Below are 14,625 nucleotides of genomic sequence, written 5' to 3'. Positions count from 1 at the left end.
CGGAAAAGAGTTTATCAGGAAGGATCAATCCATGTTGAAGACCACTTGGAAATTTCCTCTAAAATAGGGGCTAATGCGCAGCCTTTTTCCGTTAAAGAATACTCAATGCGGACAGGCGTTTCGGGGATAACATCCCGTTTGATGACACCTTCTGTTTCAAGTTCTTTCAGACGTTCTGACAAGACTCTTCCGCTTAAATTCGGAAGCGCCGCTTCAATTTCGCTAAATCGCTGCTGTCCGTTCAATAACTGAAAGACGATTAGAGCCACCCAGCGTTTACTTAGGATGTCGACCGCTTTTTCGAATCTGGGGCACATTTCTGATTGGTTCATGCTTTTTCACCTCGTCTTCTGCTATTATACCGCAAAATCGGAGGGAACGTACGTCTGGCGCTTGTTAAGTTGAGGAGAGGATCAAAAAGAGGATGAGGAATCCGGGGAGCGCTTTTTCGCTTCAGCCGCGATAAAATCAAAGTATTTGCTGACGCTTTCAATATCTTCTTTTGTGAAATGCTGCCACTTTTTGCTGTCAAACAGCGGCAGATGCTCCGCGCCTCTGTCAACGGCGGTCTGATAGATGGCGCAGATGGATTGATAGCTTTCAGAGGTTTCGCGGATTTCCTCCTGAAATGCCTTGATGTGTCCGGCCCGCGCCATTAACTCCTCGTACGGAATTTTTAATGTGTCCGCCAATTTTCGGATGGTCGCGGGTTTAGGAATGCCGCGGTGCCCGTTTTCAATTCTGGAAATGGTCGCCGAGCTGACGCCGGAATAGACGGCAAGCTGATTGACGGTAAGCTTCCGGGCGCGGCGCAGCTCTCTTAATTGCTTTCCGAATGTGTTCAATAAGATCGCCTCACATGTGCAAAGTCATGAGTCTTCATTTGTTCTTTTTTTGGCTTCAGCCGATAAGAACGCAAAGTATTTATCAAGCAGAACCAAGTCTTCTTTCGACAGGTGCCGCCAGTTCTCCCGCTCCAATAGGGATAAATCATGCAGCTCATACGTTTCGGCTTTTTCCAGCAAGGTGCAGCCCGTGTCGTACGGGGCTCTCGTTTCCTGAACGGTCTCTATATATCCCGCCGTCTGCATCAGTTCCTCATACGGGATTTTTAACGCATCTGCGAGCTTTTTAATGGTTGCAGGTTTCGGCACACCGCGTTTGCCGTTTTCAATCCGCGAGATTCCCGCGGCGCTCACGCCTGAATACGTTGCCAGCTGATTCACTGTCAGATGCCTTTTTTCCCGCAATGTCCGCAATTGTTTCCCGAAGCTTTCCACAGTCTCTCCCCCTCCCGCGATCTATTTATATTCTAGTATGTTTATTGACTAAAGGGAATAGCCAGGCTGGAAAAGTATTGACAAAAGTTAACAAAAGCCGTATCTTATGTATAAGAAAGAAAGTATTTGACAGAACGGAAGGTGAAGAAAGTGGTCGAAAAGATACAGATCAGAAGAGATTATGTGCTGCAGTATATGGTCAATAATGACTACTCGTTAAACCAGCTCGCCCTGGAGATCGGAATATCTCCCGCCACACTGAGCCGTGTACTGAATGGAGAGCGGAGGCCGGGCCAGCTGGTCATCGGAAAAATGCTCTATTACTTTGACATGAAATTTGAAGATCTTTTTTACTACGACTTTGTTGACAAAAGTCAATGATGATGGAAGATTCAAACGCATTTCCGTTTTTCTGACATGATGTGCACCGATACGGCGTGACATGCCTTTGTTTTTCATGTAAAATAGAAGCAATGTAGGCCAGTCAGTCTGGAGGTGTATGGGATGCACACATTATTGATTACCTTATTGGTCATCGTCAGTATTGCACTTATTATTGTCGTATTGCTTCAAACCAGCAAAAGCGCCGGTTTATCGGGTGCAATTTCAGGCGGGGCGGAGCAGCTTTTCGGAAAACAGAAAGCAAGGGGCCTTGATCTGATTCTTCACCGCACAACCGTTGTGCTGGCAGTCTTGTTTTTCGTGTTGACGATTTCGCTGGCGTATATCGTATAAGGCAATGTTTGTATAAGGTCTGATTTAATATCAGGCCTTTTTCTTGTTGAGAGACGGCGTTTGTTTCTCGCAAAACTGTGGAAAACTAAATTGAATGTGCAAAAAAGGGGTTATGAGCATGAAAATTGTGACACCAAAACCATTTACATTTAAAGGCGGAGACAAAGCGGTGCTTCTGCTGCACGGATTTACGGGAAATACGGCAGACGTCAGAATGCTCGGCCGCTATTTGAATGAGCGCGGCTACACTTGTCACGCGCCTCAATATAAAGGGCACGGCGTTCCGCCGGAAGAGCTGGTACATACGGGGCCTGAAGATTGGTGGAAAGACGTCATGGACGGTTATGAATATTTACGGTCTGAAGGCTATGAAAACATTGCGGCCTGCGGACTGTCGCTTGGCGGGGTTTTTTCATTGAAATTGGGTTACACTGTACCCATAAAGGGAATTGTTCCTATGTGTGCGCCGATGCACATTAAAAGTGAAGAGGTTATGTACGAAGGAGTTCTTTCCTACGCGCGCAATTATAAAAAATTCGAAGGAAAACAGCCGGAGCAGATTGAAAAGGAAATGAAGGAGTTTGAAAAAACACCGATGAATACGCTCAAATCGCTTCAGGAGCTGATTGCCGATGTGCGCAAAAACGTCGACATGATCTATTCCCCGACATTTGTGGTTCAGGCACGGCATGACCATATGATTAATACAGAAAGTGCGAACATCATTTACAACGAGGTGGAAACGGACGACAAACAGCTGAAATGGTATGAAGAATCAGGCCATGTCATTACGCTCGATAAAGAACGGGACCTCGTTCATCAGGATGTGTACGAATTTTTAGAGAAACTCGATTGGTAACAAACAGGAGGTCGAATAATGGAAAAAGAAGCGTTTATGGACCGTCTTCTCGCGTTTATGAAGGAAGAGGCGTACAAGCCCCTTACCGTTCAGGAACTTGAGGAGATGCTGAACATCACGGAAGCAGATGAATTCAAAGAGCTGGTAAAAGCGCTGGTGGCGCTCGAGGAGACGGGACAGATCGTCCGCACCAGAAGCAACCGCTACGGGCTTCCGGAAAAAATGAATTTAGTAAAAGGAAAAATTTCCGCGCATGCGAAAGGCTTCGCGTTTCTATTGCCGGAGGATACCTCTTTAAGCGACGTGTTTATTCCGCCGAATGAGCTGAATACGGCCATGAACGGCGATATCGTCATGGTGCGGCTCAATTCCCAGTCAAGCGGATCGAGACAGGAAGGCACGGTCATCCGCATCTTGGAAAGAAGCATCGACCGCGTCGTGGGCACATACACAGAAACGAAAAGCTTCGGTTTTGTCATCCCGGATGATAAGAAAATCACGAGTGATATTTTTATTCCGAAACATGCCAATAACGGCGCTGCGGAAGGCCATAAAGTCGTCGTCAAACTGACAAGCTACCCTGAAGGCAGAATGAACGCCGAAGGAGAAATCGTTGAAATACTCGGCCATAAAAATGATCCGGGCATCGATATTTTATCAATTATCCATAAGCACGGCCTGCCGGGAGATTTTCCGGCTGAAGCGATGGAGCAGGCAACAAGCACGCCGGATACCATCGATGAAAAAGACATCAAAGACCGCCGTGATCTCCGCGATCAGGTCATTGTCACCATTGACGGCGCGGATGCGAAGGATCTGGATGACGCCGTCACCGTGACAAAGCTTGATAACGGCAGCTACAAGCTCGGCGTCCATATTGCGGACGTCAGCCATTACGTCACGGAGAATTCCCCGATTGACAAAGAAGCGCTGGAAAGAGGGACAAGCGTGTACTTGGTTGACCGGGTCATTCCGATGATTCCGCACAGATTGTCTAACGGAATCTGTTCTTTAAATCCGAAGGTCGACCGGCTGACGCTTTCCTGCGAAATGACAATCAACCAGCAGGGCCAGGTGACAGAGCACGAGATCTTCCAAAGCGTCATTAAAACGACGGAAAGAATGACCTATTCAGATGTCAACCGGATCCTCACAGAAGACGACGCCGAGCTGAAAGAAAGATATGAGCCGCTCGTCCCGATGTTTAAAGACATGGAACGTCTGGCCGAAATTCTCCGGGCGAAACGGATGGACCGAGGCGCCGTGGATTTTGATTTCAAAGAGGCGAAGGTGCTCGTCGATGAGGAAGGCGCCGTTAAAGACGTCGTCATCAGAGAGCGCTCAGTAGCGGAAAAGCTGATTGAAGAATTCATGCTTGTGGCAAACGAAACGGTGGCCGAGCACTTCCATTGGATGAACGTGCCGTTTATTTACCGGATTCACGAAGAGCCGAACGCCGAAAAACTGCAAAAGTTCCTGGAGTTCGTCACGACATTCGGTTATATCGTCAAAGGGAAAGCCGGAGACATTCATCCGCGCGCGCTGCAAAGCATTCTTGACGAAGTGCGGGACCGTCCGGAAGAAACGGTGATTTCAACCGTCATGCTCCGTTCCATGAAGCAGGCGAAATACGACCCGCAAAGCCTGGGCCATTTCGGGCTGGCGACTGAATTTTATACGCACTTCACATCGCCGATCCGCCGCTATCCTGACTTAATCGTTCACAGGCTGATCAGAACGTATTTGATCAACGGACAATCGGACGAAGCGACTCAAGAAAAGTGGGCCGAACGCCTTCCGGAAATCGCTGATCATACGTCAACGATGGAACGTCGTGCCGTTGATGCAGAGCGGGAAACGGACGATCTGAAAAAAGCGGAATATATGCTTGATAAAATCGGCGAGGAATTTGACGGCATGATCAGTTCCGTCACGAATTTCGGAATGTTTGTCGAGCTGCCGAATACGATTGAAGGGCTTGTGCACGTCAGCTTTATGACGGATGATTATTACCGTTTTGACGAGCAGCATTTCGCCATGATCGGTGAACGCACGGGCAACGTTTACCGCATCGGAGACGAAATCACGGTCAAAGTCGTCGACGTCAATAAAGATGAGAGAAACATCGACTTTGAAATTGTCGGCATGAAAGGCACCCGCCGTCCGAGAGAAACGACAGGCGACCGCAGAAAACGCGGCAGACCGGCGCGGAAACGCGTGTTAAACAGCAATACCCCGGCTTCACCGCCGAAATCGGAGGAAAAAGGGGAATGGTTTACAAAACCGAAGAAGAAAAAGAAAAAACGCGGTTTCCAAAACGCGCCGAAACAAAAACGCAAAAAGAAGAAGTAAATGCGAAAAGCAAATGGGGCAAAATGCTCTGTTTGCTTTCTTTCGCAAGCCGCATTTTCATTGTCGCGGAACGCTCCATTTGCTAAAATAAAGCGTATCGCACACATGAACGGTTTTTGCGGAGAGAGGAGGATAAGGCATGCCAAAAGGATCAGGCAAAGTATTATCGCAAAACAAAAAAGCAAACCATGATTACTTTATAGAAGAAACCTATGAAACAGGCATCGTGCTGCAGGGAACGGAGATTAAGTCCATCCGCGCCGGCCGCGTAAACATGAAGGATTCCTTTGCGAAAATCGAGCGCGGCGAAGTGTTCCTCCACAACATGCACATCAGCCCGTACGAGCAGGGAAACCGCTATAACCACGACCCGCTCCGGACGAGAAAGCTTTTGATGCACCGGAAAGAAATCAATAAGCTGATCGGCCTGACGAAAGAGAAAGGCTATTCCCTCGTGCCGCTGAAGCTGTATTTGAAAAACGGCTTCGCCAAAGTGTTAATCGGCCTCGGAAAAGGGAAGAAAACATACGATAAACGCGAAGATTTAAAACGAAAAGACGCAAAAAGAGAAATCGAAAGAGCGTTCAGAGACAGACAAAAAGGCTTCTGATGCATGAGCCTTGATGTGATGATATGCCCTGTGCTATACTGTTCACACATCAGATTCACAGGCTGTTTATTGAAGACATTCCCAATTGAATTTGCCTGTGATCATGGTATAATAACAGTACAGCCAGTTGAGCAAGAGCTTGATAGATCTCCCGTATACCCTTAACAAGGGGACGTTACGGATTCGACAGGGATGGATCGAGCTTGAGCTGCGAGCCGAGAGGCGATCTCGTTAACACGCACCTAAATATAACTGGCAAAACTAAAAGTTTTAACCAAAACTTAGCACTAGCTGCCTAATAAACGCAGCGAGCTCTTCCTGACATTGCCTATGTGTCCGTGAAGAGCACATCCAAGTAGGCTACGCTTGCGTTCCCGTCTGAGAACGTAAGAAGAGACTGACAGACTAGCTCTCGGAAGGCCCGCCCGCAGGCACGAAGACGAGTGAAACACGAAATATGCAGGCTACGCTCGTAGACGCTTAAGTAATCGATGTTTCTGGACGTGGGTTCGACTCCCACCGTCTCCATACATAACAGAGGAACCGCAGTGCCGTCACATGACGCACTGCGGTTTTTTCATGCCGAAATCAAGGAGTGAAAGTGAATGGAAATCGTCATCATAGACGAAAAAGATGTTACAAGCACAGAAGCATTACACCGAATCTTAAAAGATCAATTAGATTTCCCGGACTATTATGGTGAAAATCTGAATGCCTTATGGGATTGTCTGACAGGCTGGATAGAATATCCGCTGACTTTGGTGTGGAAGAATTTTGAGGCCAGTCAAAAGGCATTGGGTTCGGATGCTGATGATGTATTAAGGATATTAAAAAAGGCTCAGGCAGAATTAGATGGTGAATTTTTCATTCAAATCGATCAGCCGTCAGCCGGGACAACGGACAGGCACTAAAAAGTGCGTACTTCCTCTCATCTATTTTTCTATCCGATAATAGGGACGGACTTCTTTATTCTAATGATGGGTTAATCTATAAAACAACAGACCATTATAAAACATTTCATAAAATAAAATAGTGGAAGGTGTTATTGATGTTAAAAGTCATCATAGACGGAAAAGATGTTACAAGCACAGAAGCATTACACCGAATCTTAAAAGATCAATTAGATTTCCCGGACTATTATGGTGAAAATCTGAATGCCTTATGGGATTGTCTGACAGGCTGGATCGAACTTCCGCTGACTTTGGTGTGGAAGAACTTTGAGGCCAGTCAAAAGGCATTGGGTTCGGATGCGGACGATGTCTTGGAGCTGCTTCAAGAGGCTCAGGAAGAGTTAGGGAATCGATTTGTCATTCAAATCGATCAGCCGTCAGCCGGGACAACGGACAGGCACTAAAAAGTGCGTACTTCCCCTCATCTATTTTTCTATCCGATAATAGGGACGGAAGGTTTCAGGCTTTCGATTTCTGTCCATATATAAGAAGAGACTTGCGATAGGGAGGAATGGATGATGGATTTGCAGTTGAAAGGGAAGACGGCGCTTGTGACAGGATCTACGTCAGGCATCGGGAAGGCGATTGCGGCTTCGCTGATTGCAGAAGGTGCGGCCGTGATCATTAACGGCCGCCGTGAAGAAAAGGTGAACGAAACGATCCGGGAACTAGAGAAACAGACGCCGGATGCCCGTCTCTATCCGGCCGCATTTGATTTAGGCACGGCGGAAGGGTGCGGCGCGATTTTTCAGCAGTATCCGGATGTGGATATTCTCGTCAACAATTTAGGAATCTTTGAACCTGCGGAATACTTTGATATTCCTGACGAAGAGTGGCTCCGGTTTTTCGAGGTGAATATCATGAGCGGCGTGAGGCTGACACGCCGGTATGCAAAGCGGATGATTGAACGGAAGGAAGGGCGGGTGATTTTTATCGCGAGTGAAGCGGCCGTCATGCCTTCTCAGGAAATGGCCCATTACAGCGCTACGAAAACGACGCAGCTGTCGCTGTCACGCAGTCTGGCCGAGCTCACGGAAGGGACGAATGTGACGGTGAATACGGTCATGCCCGGCTCCACGAAAACAGAGGGCGTCGAAACAATGCTCGAGTCGCTTTATCCCGGTGAAAACCTGACCGCGGTGGAGGCGGAGAGACGATTTATGAAGGAAAATCGTCCGACGTCGATCATTCAGCGATTGATCCGTCCGGAAGAAATCGCCCACTTTGTCGCCTTTTTAAGCAGCCCGCTGTCGTCTGCCATTAACGGATCTGCATTGCGGATCGACGGCGGCTTGGTGCGGAGCATTATATAAGATGAACGTAAAAAAACCCCCGTAAAGCGGGGGTTTTTTTAATGCGGATCACGCTGAAACCGGCCGATGATCCTGCTGATTAAATCTTTTGTGGCGCAGTCAAAATGCTCTTCTTTTTGGTTTGTCAACAGCCCGACCGGTGGTGAAATTGTTAAGTTATTGATCGGAATGACCTTCGTGCCCTCGATCGGTTCTGAGTGCGCCGTCGCCGTAAAGATTGAGACGCCGATATTTTCCCTGACATAGTATTGATGAGCCATGCTGCTGGTCAGCTCCATTTTTCGATAGCGGCTCCCGATGGCACGCTGCAGGTGCTGTTCAATTTGAATCCGGATCGGGCAATTGGCGGGCGTGAAAATCAGGCATTCATTTTCTAAATCCTCGAGATTGACGCTTGCTTTGTCGGCAAGGGGATGTCTGTCTGACACGATGACATTGAGCGAGTCATGGAAAAACGGATCGAAATAATTTTCCAGAATCAGCTCCGGCTCGCCGCATACGGCAAAATCAATGGCGCCCTCCAGCAGTTTGCGGCTGCATGTATTGGCATCATCCACGCTGACATTGACCGACATGTCAGGATAATCATGTAAGAAACCCCGCAGTACGGCAGGGAAGATCAGGCTTGCCGTCGGTTCGGATATGCCGATCTGAATAAGGCCGGCCTGGCCCTGTCTGATGTCGGCCAAAGTATGGTCAAGCACCTCGTATTGCGCGAGAAGCTGCCCGGCCCGCTCATGAAACAGCCGCCCCGCCCTTGTCAGTTTCAGCTTCTTTCCCCGTTCAAACAGCTGCGCGCCTACATCTTGTTCCAGCTGTTTAATCCGCATTGAAATCGTCGGCTGTGAGTAGTTCAGAATTTCGGCGGCCTTATAAAAGCTGCCTGACTGTACGATGGTATGAAACGTTTTAATGGTGCGTAATTCCAACGAAATCCCCTCCCGGCTGTTCATTAATTTTCTTGAACCTTTCCTTTACTTTTTTTGATTAGTCAAATAAATCAGTTTGTTTTATAGTATAAACAATCAAAGCTTAGTAAACAAATTGGAATTATATATTTTTGCGGGGAGAGTGACCGGAATGAGTGAAGACATATTTCGATTGGCTGAGAAAAAGGATGCGCCGGAGTTTTTAGAGCTGCTGTACAGCGCGTTTCAGCCGATCCGCAATTTGGAGATTGACTGGCCGTCGGCGCGGGCCGACATCGATATGGTAACAGAAAATATTGAAAATCATTCAGCCGTCGTGCTCGAACGGGACGGACGGCTTCTTTCAACAATTACGATCCGTTTTCCGTGGGAGAGTGACACGCCTCCGTCAAAATATCCGTTTGTCTGGTGGTTTGCGACGCTTCCTGAGCTGAAGGGGCAGGGCATCGGCAGCAAACTTTTGACTTATGTGGAAGAACACGTGCTGCGGGATACGCTGAAGGCCCCGGCCATCACGCTCGGCACTTCGGCGCGCAAGCATCCCTGGCTTGTAGATATGTACAGACGGAGGGGGTATGAAGTGTATTTTGAGCAGGAGAAAGACGGAGACATCGGAGTCATGATGAGAAAGGTGCTCATACCGGAGCGGTTTGACGCGTCGCTGTTAGGCACACCGAGCTGGGCGCAATGATAAAAAAACGGATCAGAGCCGGCTGTCTGCTTCTGCTGCTCGGCGTGCTGGCCGGGTGCGGGCAAGGAGAAAGCACAAAAGCGGGGAGCGGCGTGCAGACCGTCATTGTCGGCACGGGAACTGATTTTCCGAACATTGCTTTTATGGATGAAAAAGGCGAGCTGACCGGCTATGACATTGAAGTGATGAAAGCCATTGATAAACAGCTGCCGCAATACAAATTTGTCTTTAAGACGATGGATTTTTCGAATCTGCTCACAAGTCTCGGAAACCGGAAAATTGACGTGATCGCGCACAATATGGCGAAAAATAAGGAACGGGAGAAACGCTTTTTGTATCACAAGATCCCGTATAACTACTCGCCGATGTACATCACGGTGAAGGCGGATAATGACGCGATACACACGCTCCGGGATTTAAAAGGGAAAACCGTCATCGTCGGCGCGACGTCAAACGCGGCGGACTATATGACGGCATACAACAAAACCCACGGCAGCCCGATACATTTGAAATACGCCGGGCAGGGCAGCAATGATACAGCAAACCAAATTGAGACGGGACGCGCTGACGCCACCGTATCCACGCCGTTTGCCGTCGATTTTCAAAATAAGACGCACGCGTTCAAACAAAAAACGGTCGGTGATGTGCTGCTGGATACCGAGGTGTATTTTATGTTCAATAAAAACAGCCAAACCCTGGCGGACGATACGGATCGGGCGATTCAAAAGCTTGAGAAGGACGGCACATTGAAAAGGCTGAGTGAAAAATGGCTCGGCGCGGATTATTCAAAATCAAGTTTCACGAAATAACTGAAGCAGAAAACGGGGCGATCACATGAAAATAAGACTGGCGGTCATGTCATTAACAATTGCCGCAACGGCGGCGTTATCAGCCTGCGGCGCGGGCGGGGAGGCGGCATCAGGCAATCAGAAAAACGTGAAGAACATCACGGTCGGCACGGGAACTCAATTTCCGAATATTTGCTTTATTGATGATAAAGGCAAATTGACGGGCTACGACGTTGAGCTGGTGAAAGAGCTTGACAGGCGCCTGCCGGACTATCGTTTCACTTTTAAAACGATGGATTTCTCCAACCTGCTTGTCAGCCTCGGCCAGCATAAAGTCGATATCGTAGCCCATCAAATGGAGAAAAGCGCCGAACGGGAGAAAAAATTTCTGTTCAATCAAGTCGCGTATAACAACTTCCCGCTGAAAATCACGGTGCTCCAAGATAACGGGAACATTCACGGCATTGAGGACTTGAAAGGGAAGCGGGTCATTACGAGTCCGACGTCAAACGGCGCGCTTGTGCTGAAAAAATGGAATGAAAAACACGGCAGTCCGTTTGAAATCGCTTATGCCGGCCAAGGTTCAAACGATGCGGCCAATCAGCTGAAATCCGGCCGCGCCGATGCGACGATTTCTACGCCGTTTGCCGTCGATTTCCAAAACAAAACGAGCGCGATCAAAGAAAAAACAGTCGGCGGGGTGCTGTCAAATGCCAAAGTGTTTTTTATGTTTAACAAAAATGAACAAACGCTGAGCGATGACATTGATAAAGCCCTGCAGGAAATCATTGATGACGGCACGCTTAAAAAGCTGAGTGAAAAGTGGCTCGGCGCGGATTATTCAAAGGAGCAATATTAAGTGAAAAAGAGAGGGATCGGCAATGGAAAAAGCGTTTGATATCAGTATGATCGCGTCCTTTGTGCCGACATTGCTCGGGTATTTGCCCGTCACGCTGTATATATTGGCGGTGTCTTTGCTGTTCGGCTTTCTATTGGGGCTGCTTTTGGCGCTGCCCCGCATCTATCGCATTCCCGTTTTGAATCAGTTTGCGAAGCTGTATATCTCTTTTTTTAGAGGAACGCCTATCATGGTGCAGCTGTTCATTGTATTTTACGGCATTCCGGCGCTCACGGCGCTCGCCGGAATTGATACCTCCAAAATGGACCCTTTGTATGCGGCCATCGCCACGTATGCGCTGAGCAGCGCGGCAAGAGCGGCCGAAATCATCAGGGGAGGTGTGAACAGCGTCGACCGCGGGCAGGCGGAGGCGGCGTTCAGCATCGGGCTGAACGGGGGGCAGACATTCCGGCGCATCATTCTGCCGCAGGCGCTTGTGCAGGCCTTTCCCAACATCGGGAATATGGTGATCGGTTTCTTAAAAGATACATCACTCGCTTTTTCGATCGGGGTGATGGATATGTCGGGCAGAGGACAGACCTTGATTACATCGAGCAATCATTCTTTAGAAGTGTATATCTCGCTTTCTGTTCTGTATTATGCGGCCGCCCTTTTATTTGAATGTGTCTTCAGATGGGCCGAAAAACGAATCAAGAAAGATGAGACGCGCCTTGTGACGGTTTTTGACATGAGCGCGCACGGCTGAAAAGGAGGGAGAACAGTGGAGCTGGACATTCCGTTTATCGGCACTGCGATAAAACAAATGGTGAAAACCGTTCCGCTTACATTGGCGATGACGGTCATTCCGATTATCACCGGATTTTTCATAGCTCTCGGCAATATCACGGTGCGTATATTCCGCATCAAATGGCTGCTGGCCTGCTCATCGTTTTACGTGTCTTTTTTCCGCAGCACCCCGGCGATTCTCCATATTATGCTGATTTATTTAGGGATTCCGCTGATTGCCGATCAATTCAGCCGCGCGTTTCATCTCGGCTGGTCGGCCAATCAGATTCCGGTCGCCGTGTTTGTCATCATGGCACTGTCATTAACGGCAGGCGCTTATATGACGGAAATTCTCCGATCCGGGATCATGGCCGTCGATACAGGGCAGGCGGAGGCGGCATATTCAATCGGCCTGACGCGGGGACAGATGATTCGGCGCGTGGTTCTGCCGCAGGCGTTCATGATATCGCTGCCGAACTTCACCAATATAGGCATCGGCTTTTTGCATACCACTTCCATCGCGGCAATTGTTGCAGTGCCTGAAATTACAGGAACGGCGACGATTGCGGCATCCGATAACTATGCGTTTCTGGAAGCATTTATCGGGGCGGCCGTGATTTATTGGGGATTAACGCTGATTCTCGAAGCTGTAAACAGTCTGGCGGAAAAAAGAGCGGCCAGATATCAAGGAGGCGCATTATGATCGAAATCCGAAACATTCAGAAACATTTTGGCAGTCATCACGTGCTAAAGGGGATCAATTTAAGTGTCCGGAAAGGAGAAGTCGTGACCATCATCGGCCCGAGCGGTTCCGGGAAAACCACTTTTCTGCGCTGCCTTAATTTACTTGAGCGGCCGGATGAGGGCGCCATTTCGCTGCACGGTGAAGTCATTAACTGCAAAAAGCCTGCCAAAAAAGACATTCTCAGACTGAGGAAACAGACGGCGATGGTTTTTCAGCAATATCATTTGTTTTCGCATAAAACGGCGATTCAAAATGTCATGGAAGGCCTGACGGTCGCAAGGAAAATGAAAAAAACAGATGCGTACGCCATTGCCGAGCGGGAACTGGCCAAGGTGGGGCTTCAGGATAAATTGCACGCCTATCCGAATCAGCTATCGGGAGGACAGAAGCAGCGGGTCGGAATTGCCCGGGCGCTTGCCATTCATCCTGATGTGATGCTGTTTGACGAACCGACCGCAGCCCTTGATCCGGAGCTTGTCGGCGAGGTGCTCGATGTGATGCTTAACATTGTGCGGACCGGCGCCACCATGATCATTGTCACACATGAAATGGAATTCGCCAGAAGAGTGTCCGACCAAATTGTGTTTATGGATGAAGGAGCAATCGTGGAACAAGGAACGCCTGAGGAAGTCTTTTACAAGACGAAAAAAGAAAGAACGAAGAAGTTCCTCCGCCGCGTGCTGCCTGATTACGGTTATGACATAAAAGAGCGCATAAAGGAGCCTGTCGTATGATTCGTTTAAGCATTTTAGACCAAAGTGTCACCGCGGAAAACCAAACCGCAGAAGAAGCCTTGCGGCAAACGGTGAAATTGGCTCAGGAGGCCGAACAATACGGATATGACCGTTTCTGGGCGGCGGAGCATCATAACAATGAAGAGATAGCAGGATCAGCTCCGGAAATTGTTCTGGGGTATCTTGCCGCAAGCACGAAAAAAATCCGTCTCGCATCCGGCGGGGTGATGCTGCAGCATTACAGTCCTTATAAAGTGGCGGAGCAGTTCCGGGTTTTGTCCGCTCTTGCTCCCGGCCGTGTGGCGCTTGGTGTCGGCAAAGCGCCCGGCGGATTTCAGCTGTCAACCGATGCGCTGCAGCGGGAGCTTATCCAGCCCGCCCGTTTATTTGAAGAAAAGCTTGAGGAGCTGACTCATTTCATCCGAAATGATTTTCCGGACTCACACCGCTATGCGTCATTGCGGCCGGCGCCGCATACTGAGTATGCGCCTGACCTCTTTTTGCTCGGCGGCAGCGCGGAAAGCGCGATATCCGCGGCCAAACTCGGCATTTCCTTCGTTTTCGCCTATTTCATAAACGGTGAAGAGGCTGCGTTAGAAAAAGCGCGCCACGCCTTTGACGAGCATCTGCCGAAAGGATCGAAGGCGGAATTTCACCTTGCGCCGATGGTCTTTACCGCGCATACAAAAGCAGAAGCGGAAAAACACGTCGTATCGCGTGAGTCGGTCAAAATCATTCTCGAAGACGGCAAAAAGGTGAATGTCGGTTCCCGGGAACAAGCGGAAGCGTTTCTTGAACAAGTCACGCAGCCGTATAAGCTGATTACACAAAAGACGGGTGTGATTGCCGGGACAAAAGAAGAGACTGCCGCCGAGCTGCGACGATTATCCGTTCAGTACAGCATTACTGATTTTGTGATTTTGTCGCCTATCAAAAACGCTGAGGAAAAACGATTGTCTTACCGGCTGTTAAGCGAAGCGGTGCAGCCGGCCCCACAATTACAGGAGGGATGAAC

The 14,625-nt window shown here is 48.9% G+C and carries 19 protein-coding genes and 1 other RNA gene; 16 read left to right on the top strand and 4 right to left on the bottom strand.

Annotated features, from left to right (window positions below):
* Nucleotides 1–14: 14 nt before the first annotated feature.
* The 3 genes from NYE68_RS18075 to NYE68_RS18065 all read right to left on the bottom strand — a co-directional run bounded on the left by NYE68_RS18075 (nucleotide 15) and on the right by NYE68_RS18065 (nucleotide 1,280).
* Complete coding sequence (locus NYE68_RS18075; protein WP_003151672.1) at nucleotides 15–332, bottom strand: winged helix-turn-helix transcriptional regulator; 318 nt, start codon at nucleotides 330–332, stop codon at nucleotides 15–17.
* Between the two features lie 81 nt (nucleotides 333–413).
* A complete protein-coding gene (locus NYE68_RS18070; protein ID WP_003151674.1) occupies nucleotides 414–845 on the bottom strand; it encodes a helix-turn-helix transcriptional regulator in 432 nt (143 codons plus the stop codon).
* A 24-nt stretch (nucleotides 846–869) separates the two neighbouring features.
* Nucleotides 870–1,280: a helix-turn-helix transcriptional regulator gene (locus NYE68_RS18065; protein WP_003151677.1), complete on the bottom strand. Its 411-nt coding sequence runs from the start codon at nucleotides 1,278–1,280 to the stop codon at nucleotides 870–872.
* A 195-nt stretch (nucleotides 1,281–1,475) separates the two neighbouring features.
* Here NYE68_RS18065 and NYE68_RS18060 point away from each other — a divergent pair, with 195 nt between their 5' ends.
* The 9 genes from NYE68_RS18060 (at nucleotide 1,476) to NYE68_RS18020 (ending at nucleotide 8,099) form a co-directional block, all read left to right on the top strand.
* Nucleotides 1,476–1,661 (top strand): helix-turn-helix transcriptional regulator, encoded by a 186-nt coding sequence (locus NYE68_RS18060; RefSeq protein WP_087920807.1) that lies wholly within the window; start codon nucleotides 1,476–1,478, stop codon nucleotides 1,659–1,661.
* A gap of 123 nt (nucleotides 1,662–1,784) precedes the next feature.
* Nucleotides 1,785–2,015 (top strand): preprotein translocase subunit SecG, encoded by a 231-nt coding sequence (gene secG / locus NYE68_RS18055; protein ID WP_003151681.1) that lies wholly within the window; start codon nucleotides 1,785–1,787, stop codon nucleotides 2,013–2,015.
* Nucleotides 2,016–2,133: 118 nt separating this feature from the next.
* Entirely contained in the window at nucleotides 2,134–2,874 is a 741-nt protein-coding gene (locus tag NYE68_RS18050; RefSeq protein WP_007409986.1) for a carboxylesterase, read from the top strand.
* A gap of 18 nt (nucleotides 2,875–2,892) precedes the next feature.
* On the top strand, nucleotides 2,893–5,226 hold the full coding sequence (rnr, locus tag NYE68_RS18045) for a ribonuclease R (RefSeq protein WP_012118465.1): 2,334 nt from the start codon (nucleotides 2,893–2,895) through the stop codon (nucleotides 5,224–5,226).
* A 139-nt stretch (nucleotides 5,227–5,365) separates the two neighbouring features.
* Nucleotides 5,366–5,836, top strand: coding sequence for an SsrA-binding protein (smpB, locus tag NYE68_RS18040; RefSeq protein ID WP_003151688.1), 471 nt, complete (start codon nucleotides 5,366–5,368; stop codon nucleotides 5,834–5,836).
* 168 nt (nucleotides 5,837–6,004) lie between these two features.
* Nucleotides 6,005–6,367, top strand: a transfer-messenger RNA (tmRNA) gene (gene ssrA, locus NYE68_RS18035).
* Between the two features lie 74 nt (nucleotides 6,368–6,441).
* Entirely contained in the window at nucleotides 6,442–6,747 is a 306-nt protein-coding gene (locus tag NYE68_RS18030) for a barstar family protein (protein ID WP_014418893.1), read from the top strand.
* 137 nt (nucleotides 6,748–6,884) lie between these two features.
* Entirely contained in the window at nucleotides 6,885–7,190 is a 306-nt protein-coding gene (locus NYE68_RS18025; RefSeq protein ID WP_014418892.1) for a barstar family protein, read from the top strand.
* A gap of 114 nt (nucleotides 7,191–7,304) precedes the next feature.
* Complete coding sequence (locus NYE68_RS18020) at nucleotides 7,305–8,099, top strand: SDR family oxidoreductase (protein WP_014721805.1); 795 nt, start codon at nucleotides 7,305–7,307, stop codon at nucleotides 8,097–8,099.
* Nucleotides 8,100–8,137: 38 nt separating this feature from the next.
* Here the strand turns inward: NYE68_RS18020 and NYE68_RS18015 are convergent, their stop codons facing one another.
* Nucleotides 8,138–9,028, bottom strand: coding sequence for a LysR family transcriptional regulator (locus NYE68_RS18015; RefSeq protein WP_017418907.1), 891 nt, complete (start codon nucleotides 9,026–9,028; stop codon nucleotides 8,138–8,140).
* Nucleotides 9,029–9,179: 151 nt separating this feature from the next.
* Here NYE68_RS18015 and NYE68_RS18010 point away from each other — a divergent pair, with 151 nt between their 5' ends.
* From NYE68_RS18010 to NYE68_RS17980, 7 genes are read left to right on the top strand one after another with little or no spacing between them, the layout of a single operon-like run.
* Nucleotides 9,180–9,719 carry a GNAT family N-acetyltransferase gene (locus tag NYE68_RS18010; protein ID WP_003151702.1) on the top strand — a complete coding sequence of 180 codons (540 nt, stop codon included), beginning with the start codon at nucleotides 9,180–9,182 and terminating at the stop codon, nucleotides 9,717–9,719.
* Complete coding sequence (locus NYE68_RS18005; RefSeq protein WP_014418889.1) at nucleotides 9,716–10,528, top strand: amino acid ABC transporter substrate-binding protein; 813 nt, start codon at nucleotides 9,716–9,718, stop codon at nucleotides 10,526–10,528. Before NYE68_RS18010 ends, NYE68_RS18005 begins: the two co-directional genes overlap by 4 nt.
* A 25-nt stretch (nucleotides 10,529–10,553) precedes the next feature.
* On the top strand, nucleotides 10,554–11,366 hold the full coding sequence (locus tag NYE68_RS18000) for an amino acid ABC transporter substrate-binding protein (protein ID WP_020956346.1): 813 nt from the start codon (nucleotides 10,554–10,556) through the stop codon (nucleotides 11,364–11,366).
* A gap of 22 nt (nucleotides 11,367–11,388) precedes the next feature.
* Entirely contained in the window at nucleotides 11,389–12,111 is a 723-nt protein-coding gene (locus NYE68_RS17995; RefSeq protein WP_007409997.1) for an amino acid ABC transporter permease, read from the top strand.
* A 15-nt stretch (nucleotides 12,112–12,126) separates the two neighbouring features.
* Nucleotides 12,127–12,834 (top strand): amino acid ABC transporter permease, encoded by a 708-nt coding sequence (locus NYE68_RS17990; protein ID WP_014418887.1) that lies wholly within the window; start codon nucleotides 12,127–12,129, stop codon nucleotides 12,832–12,834.
* Nucleotides 12,831–13,610 carry an amino acid ABC transporter ATP-binding protein gene (locus NYE68_RS17985; RefSeq protein WP_014418886.1) on the top strand — a complete coding sequence of 260 codons (780 nt, stop codon included), beginning with the start codon at nucleotides 12,831–12,833 and terminating at the stop codon, nucleotides 13,608–13,610. The genes NYE68_RS17990 and NYE68_RS17985 overlap by 4 nt, the downstream gene beginning before the upstream one ends.
* Nucleotides 13,607–14,623: an LLM class flavin-dependent oxidoreductase gene (locus tag NYE68_RS17980; protein ID WP_053574073.1), complete on the top strand. Its 1,017-nt coding sequence runs from the start codon at nucleotides 13,607–13,609 to the stop codon at nucleotides 14,621–14,623. Before NYE68_RS17985 ends, NYE68_RS17980 begins: the two co-directional genes overlap by 4 nt.
* Nucleotides 14,624–14,625: the final 2 nt, after the last annotated feature.

This window comes from Bacillus sp. FSL R5-0447, assembly GCF_038606125.1.
In the GTDB taxonomy this organism is placed as follows: domain Bacteria; phylum Bacillota; class Bacilli; order Bacillales; family Bacillaceae; genus Bacillus; species Bacillus velezensis.
Note: the sequence above shows the minus strand (reverse complement) of the source record. Positions and strands in the feature narration are given on the sequence as shown.

What these genes read in the sequence shown, in the direction of transcription:
- NYE68_RS17980 (WP_053574073.1), top strand. Translation starts at nt 13,607, where the DNA reads ATGATTCGTTTAAGCATTTTAGACCAAAGTGTCACCGCGGAAAACCAA.
- NYE68_RS18050 (WP_007409986.1), top strand. Translation starts at nt 2,134, where the DNA reads ATGAAAATTGTGACACCAAAACCATTTACATTTAAAGGCGGAGACAAA.
- NYE68_RS18025 (WP_014418892.1), top strand. Translation starts at nt 6,885, where the DNA reads ATGTTAAAAGTCATCATAGACGGAAAAGATGTTACAAGCACAGAAGCA.
- secG (WP_003151681.1), top strand. Translation starts at nt 1,785, where the DNA reads ATGCACACATTATTGATTACCTTATTGGTCATCGTCAGTATTGCACTT.
- NYE68_RS18060 (WP_087920807.1), top strand. Translation starts at nt 1,476, where the DNA reads ATGGTCAATAATGACTACTCGTTAAACCAGCTCGCCCTGGAGATCGGA.
- NYE68_RS18020 (WP_014721805.1), top strand. Translation starts at nt 7,305, where the DNA reads ATGGATTTGCAGTTGAAAGGGAAGACGGCGCTTGTGACAGGATCTACG.
- NYE68_RS18010 (WP_003151702.1), top strand. Translation starts at nt 9,180, where the DNA reads ATGAGTGAAGACATATTTCGATTGGCTGAGAAAAAGGATGCGCCGGAG.
- NYE68_RS18000 (WP_020956346.1), top strand. Translation starts at nt 10,554, where the DNA reads ATGAAAATAAGACTGGCGGTCATGTCATTAACAATTGCCGCAACGGCG.
- NYE68_RS18005 (WP_014418889.1), top strand. Translation starts at nt 9,716, where the DNA reads ATGATAAAAAAACGGATCAGAGCCGGCTGTCTGCTTCTGCTGCTCGGC.
- NYE68_RS17995 (WP_007409997.1), top strand. Translation starts at nt 11,389, where the DNA reads ATGGAAAAAGCGTTTGATATCAGTATGATCGCGTCCTTTGTGCCGACA.
- rnr (WP_012118465.1), top strand. Translation starts at nt 2,893, where the DNA reads ATGGAAAAAGAAGCGTTTATGGACCGTCTTCTCGCGTTTATGAAGGAA.
- NYE68_RS18030 (WP_014418893.1), top strand. Translation starts at nt 6,442, where the DNA reads ATGGAAATCGTCATCATAGACGAAAAAGATGTTACAAGCACAGAAGCA.
- smpB (WP_003151688.1), top strand. Translation starts at nt 5,366, where the DNA reads ATGCCAAAAGGATCAGGCAAAGTATTATCGCAAAACAAAAAAGCAAAC.
- NYE68_RS17985 (WP_014418886.1), top strand. Translation starts at nt 12,831, where the DNA reads ATGATCGAAATCCGAAACATTCAGAAACATTTTGGCAGTCATCACGTG.
- NYE68_RS18075 (WP_003151672.1), bottom strand. Translation starts at nt 332, where the DNA reads ATGAACCAATCAGAAATGTGCCCCAGATTCGAAAAAGCGGTCGACATC.